At 57.2% G+C, this 1,174-nt stretch carries 1 protein-coding gene; it reads right to left on the bottom strand.

The window, feature by feature from the left end; genetic code table 11:
- Nucleotides 1-17 precede the first annotated feature (17 nt).
- Nucleotides 18-956 (bottom strand): IS110 family transposase, encoded by a 939-nt coding sequence (locus LQK84_RS25030; RefSeq protein ID WP_230831492.1) that lies wholly within the window; start codon nt 954-956, stop codon nt 18-20.
- Nucleotides 957-1,174: the final 218 nt, after the last annotated feature.

Raw genomic sequence — 1,174 nt, 5'->3', positions numbered from 1 at the left:
TAGAGTATCCGTGTTGATCAAGCGGTTTTTTGTGTCCATTTGCGGTTGCTTTTGAGCAGTGCGTTTGCGAGGACGACGAGCTTTCGCATGATGGCGGTGATGGCGACCTTTGGTGCTTTTCCGGCGGCTTTGAGCTGATCGTATTTTGCCTTGAGGTCCGGGTTGAAGCGACATGCGACGAGAGCCGGCATGTAGAGTGCGTGGCGGACGATGGCCCGGCCGCCAGCAATGAAAGCGCGTCCGGTCCATCGTCCGGACTGGCGGTTCATGGGGGCAAGACCGCAAAGGGCCGCCGCGGCTTTCTCATCCATCTCACCCAGTTCGGGCATCTCGATGAGAAGCGTGAATGCGGTGACGTGCGACAGGCCGGGGATGGAGACGAGGATGTCGAACCTGGCCTTCAGGGCCTCGTCTTCGACAATGAGCGCCATGATGGCCTCGTCCACGGCCTTGATCTGGCGCTCGATCTGCCGGAGCCTTTCGGTATTGTGTCTCTTCAACAAAGGATTGGACAGGTTCTTTTCCCTGTTCTTTGCAGCCGTCCTGTCCTTGATGAGGGCCAGACGTGCCATATGCAACTCTTTCAAGTCGCTATGAATTTGCGTGTCGGCCTGCAGGAGGCGTGGCTCGAGGAGCGCGCCGTAACGGGAAAGCAGTGCGGCATCGATCCTGTCTGTCTTGGCAAGCTGGCCGGTGGCTTCAGCAAAACGTCGCGCAGACCGGGGGTTGACCTTGCAGATTGGCACTCCCTGCACAGCCATGAACCGCTCGAAGGCCTTGTGATAGGGGCCGGTTGGCTCAAAGACGATGCGCTGCACGCCTCTTGCGCCGATCCATTTGAGAATGGCTGCAAAGCCCTTGCGGTCATTGGCAACCTTCAATGTCTGGCCATCCGGCAGACTGTGCAGATCGATATGGTCTTTCGAGATGTCTGCGCCGATGGTAATATCCGTCATCTTTTCTGATCTCCCATGCTTGTCATCCGAGCCAAAAGCTCGGGTATCCGTTCAGGACGATTGGAAAAGATGGGGGTGATCAAACTCTAGCTCGGCCCGGCATTCGCAAGAATGGCGGCCTCGCATTTCACGATCCATCCCCCATCGCCGGAGAAGGATGGCCGTCCTCTCCGGCGCTTCTTTATCTCACGAAGAAGCCAGAAAATCATAAGACAAGC

It is taken from the genome of Rhizobium sp. C4 (assembly GCF_021026315.1).
In the GTDB taxonomy this organism is placed as follows: Bacteria; Pseudomonadota; Alphaproteobacteria; order Rhizobiales; family Rhizobiaceae; genus Ensifer_A.
The sequence above is the reverse complement of the archived record's forward strand: the minus strand, read 5'-3'. Positions and strand labels throughout refer to the sequence as shown.